We start from the raw sequence: 3,668 nt of genomic DNA on the forward strand, positions 1-3,668 counted from the left end.
GTTTATGAGGCGTTGGCGGAGCGGGGGTATGCGTATGGGCCGGTGTTCCAGGGGTTGCGGGACGCCTGGCGCCGGGGGGACGAAGTCTTCGTCGAGGCGGAGGTACCGCCGGAGGGGCGGGGCGATGCGGCGCGGTGCGCCATCCATCCCGCACTGCTCGACGCAGGGCTGCACGGCGTCGGGTTGGGCGGCCTGATCAGCGACGACGGCCGGGCGTACCTGCCGTTCTCCTGGAGCGGGGTCAGGCTGCACGCGGTCGGCGCGTCCGCGGTCCGGATGACACTGGCCCCCGCCGGGCCGGACGCCGTGTCGCTGAGGGTGACCGATGAGGCGGGCCAGGCGGTGCTGACGGCGGACTCCCTCGTCCTCCGCCCGGTTGCCGAGGGACAGCTCGCCGAAGCCGGGGTCGGCAACCGTGGTGTGCTTCATCGGGTGCGGTGGGTGGACGCCGGGGTGTGTTCGGTGGGGTCGTTCGTGGAGTGGGGTGAGGTGGCCGCTGGTGGGGTGGTGCCCGATTGTGTGGTGTTGGCCGGGGCTGATCTGGCGTGTGTGTTGGAGGTTTCGCGGGCGTGGGTGGCGGAGGAGCGGTTCGAGGGTTCGCGGCTGGTGGTGGTGACGAGGGGTGCGGTGTCGGTGGGTGGTGAGGGTGTGGAGGACGTGACTGGTGGCGCGGTGTGGGGGTTGGTGCGGTCGGCGCAGTCGGAGCATCCGGGGCGGTTTGTGCTGGTGGATGCCGACGCCGATGCCGATGTGGACATGGATGTGGTTCCGGATGTGGTGGGGCTGGGGGAGTGGCAGGTGGCGGTGCGTGGGGGTCGGGTGTGGGTGCCGCGTCTGGTGGATGTGGGTGTGAGCGTGGGTGGCGATGTGGTGCGCGGAGGGTTGGGTTCGGGTGTGGCGTTGGTGACGGGTGGGACGGGGCTGCTGGGTGGGTTGGTGGCGCGCCATCTGGTGTCGGCGTATGGGGTGGATGAGTTGGTGTTGGTGAGTCGTCGGGGGCCGGGTGCGCCGGGTGTGATGGCTTTGGTGGGGGAGTTGGAGGGGTTGGGTGCGCGGGTGCGGGTCGTGGCGTGTGATGTGGCCGATCGGGGTGCGGTGGCGGAGTTGGTGGGGTCGATCGAGGGGTTGCGGGTGGTGGTGCATGCGGCGGGTGTGGTGGATGACGGAGTGATCGGTTCATTGGACGCGGAACGGTTGTCCGGGGTGATGGGGGCGAAGGCGTGGGGTGCTTGGCACCTGCATGAGCTGACGTGTGAGTTGGATCTGTCGGCGTTCGTGTTGTTCTCGTCGGCGGCGGGTGTGTTGGGCAACGCGGGCCAGGGCGGTTACGCGGCGGCGAATGGGTTCCTGGACGCGCTGGCGGTTCACCGTCGGGGGCGGGGACTGCCCGCGGTGTCGATCGCGTGGGGCTTCTGGGAGGAACGCAGCGAACTGACCGCCGACCTGGCCGAGGTGCAGCTGTCGAGGATCTCCCGGTCCGTGGGGGCCAGCATCGGCAGCGCACAAGGACTGGAGCTGTTCGACGCGGCGCTCGTCGCGGACGAGCCGATGGTGCTGGCCACACCGCTGAACCTGCCCGCGTTGCGCGACCAGGCCGCCGCGGGCACCCTGCCCTCGATCCTGAGCCGACTGGTCACCGCTCCCGTTCGCAGGGCAGCCGACACCGGGCGCACTCCGGCCGGACTGCGGCAGCAACTCGCCGGGGTGACAGAGGCCGAAAGGCACCACCGGATCATGCGCCTGGTGCAGGAACACGTGGCCGGCGTTCTGGGCCATGCCGCCGCGGAGTCGGTCGACACCTCGCGGACCTTCCAGGAGATCGGCTTCGACTCGCTGACCGCTGTGGAACTGCGGAACCGGATCAGCGCCGCCACCGGCATACGGCTGCCCGCCACCGTGGTCTTCGACCACCCCACCCCCCGGCTGCTGGCCGAGCGCGTACTGGCCGAGGTAGCGGGCTCCCTGCCGACCGCCGCCCCGATCGCGCCGGTGTCGGCTGTCGACGACGAGCCGATCGTGATCGTGGGCATGAGCTGCCGCTTCCCCGGCGGCGTCGAGTCCCCCGAGGACCTTTGGCACCTGGTCCACTCGGCAACCGACGCGGTCTCCGCGCTGCCCACGGACCGGGGCTGGGACCTGGCCACCTTGTCCGGTGCCAAGGGCGGCGCCGGTGCCTCGTACGCCCGGGACGGTGGATTCCTCTACGACGCGGCTGAGTTCGACGCCGGATTCTTCGGGATCTCGCCGCGCGAGGCGACCGCGATGGATCCGCAGCAGCGACTGCTGCTCGAGGCGGCCTGGGAGGTGTTCGAGCGGGCCGGAATCGCCCCGGACACGCTCAAAGGCAGTCGGACAGGCGTCTTCACAGGCGTGATGTACCACGACTACGGCTCGTGGCTCACCGATGTCCCGGAGGACGTCGAGGGCTATCTGGGCACAGGCATCGCGGGCAGTGTGGCGTCGGGGCGGCTCGCCTATACGTTCGGCCTGGAGGGGCCTGCCCTGACGGTCGACACCGCCTGCTCCTCATCACTGGTGGCGCTGCATCTGGCGGCTGAGTCGCTGCGGCGCGGGGAGTGCTCGCTGGCACTCGCGGGCGGAGTCACCGTACTGGCGACTCCGCAGGTCTTCGTGGAGTTCACACGCCAGGGCGGACTTGCACCGGACGGCCGGTGCAAGTCCTTCGCCGCCGGTGCGGACGGGACGGGCTGGTCGGAGGGTGTCGGGCTGCTGTTGGTGGAGCGTCTGTCGGACGCCCAGCGGAATGGGCACCAGGTGTTGGCGGTGGTGCGTGGCAGTGCGGTGAATCAGGATGGTGCGTCGAATGGTTTGACGGCGCCGAATGGTCCGTCGCAGCAGCGGGTGATCCGGCAGGCGTTGGCGAGCGCGGGGTTGTCGGCGGTGGATGTGGATGCGGTGGAGGCGCACGGTACGGGTACGACGCTGGGTGATCCGATCGAGGCGCAGGCGTTGTTGGCCACGTACGGTCAGGGTCGGGATGTGGGTCGGCCGTTGTGGTTGGGGTCGGTGAAGTCGAATATCGGTCATACGCAGGCGGCCGCGGGTGTGGCTGGTGTGATCAAGATGGTGATGGCGATGCGGCATGGGGTGTTGCCACAGAGTCTGCATGTCGATGAGCCGACACCTCATGTGGACTGGTCCACCGGCGCGGTGGAGCTCCTGGGTGAGCACACGGACTGGCCGGAGGCCGGGCGGCCCCGCCGGGCGGGTGTCTCGTCGTTCGGGGCGAGCGGCACCAACGCCCATGTGATTCTTGAGCAGGCCCCCGACATGGCGGGTGCACCTGAGCAAGGACCGGAGCGGAACGAACTACCGGCGATTTCCTGGGTGTTCTCCGCCGCCGACGAGGCGGGTTTGCGGGCACAGGCCGTACGGCTACGGGCCTTCGCGGACCGGAATCCGGGTCTGGATCCGGTGCATGTGGGGTGGTCTTTGGCGACTGGTCGTGCTGGGTTGTCGCATCGTGCGGTGGTGGTGGGTGCGGATCGTGAGGAGTTGTTGGGGGCTTTGGCGGGGGCTCCGGTGGTGGGTGTGCCGGTGGCGGGCGGACTGGGTGTGTTGTTTGCGGGGCAGGGGTCGCAGCGGTTGGGGATGGGTCGTGGGTTGTATGAGGCGTATCCGGTGTTCGCTGCGGTGTGGGATGAGGT

General features: G+C 69.7%; 1 protein-coding gene. It reads left to right on the plus strand.

Translation table 11 applies throughout. The features are described 5' to 3' along the window. Positions 1–3,668: type I polyketide synthase (locus ABD329_RS47465; protein ID WP_344318227.1), on the plus strand; the 3,668-nt coding region annotated here is incomplete at both ends.

The sequence above is a fragment of the Streptomyces javensis genome, from assembly GCF_039525925.1.
GTDB lineage: Bacteria > Actinomycetota > Actinomycetes > Streptomycetales > Streptomycetaceae > Streptomyces > Streptomyces asiaticus.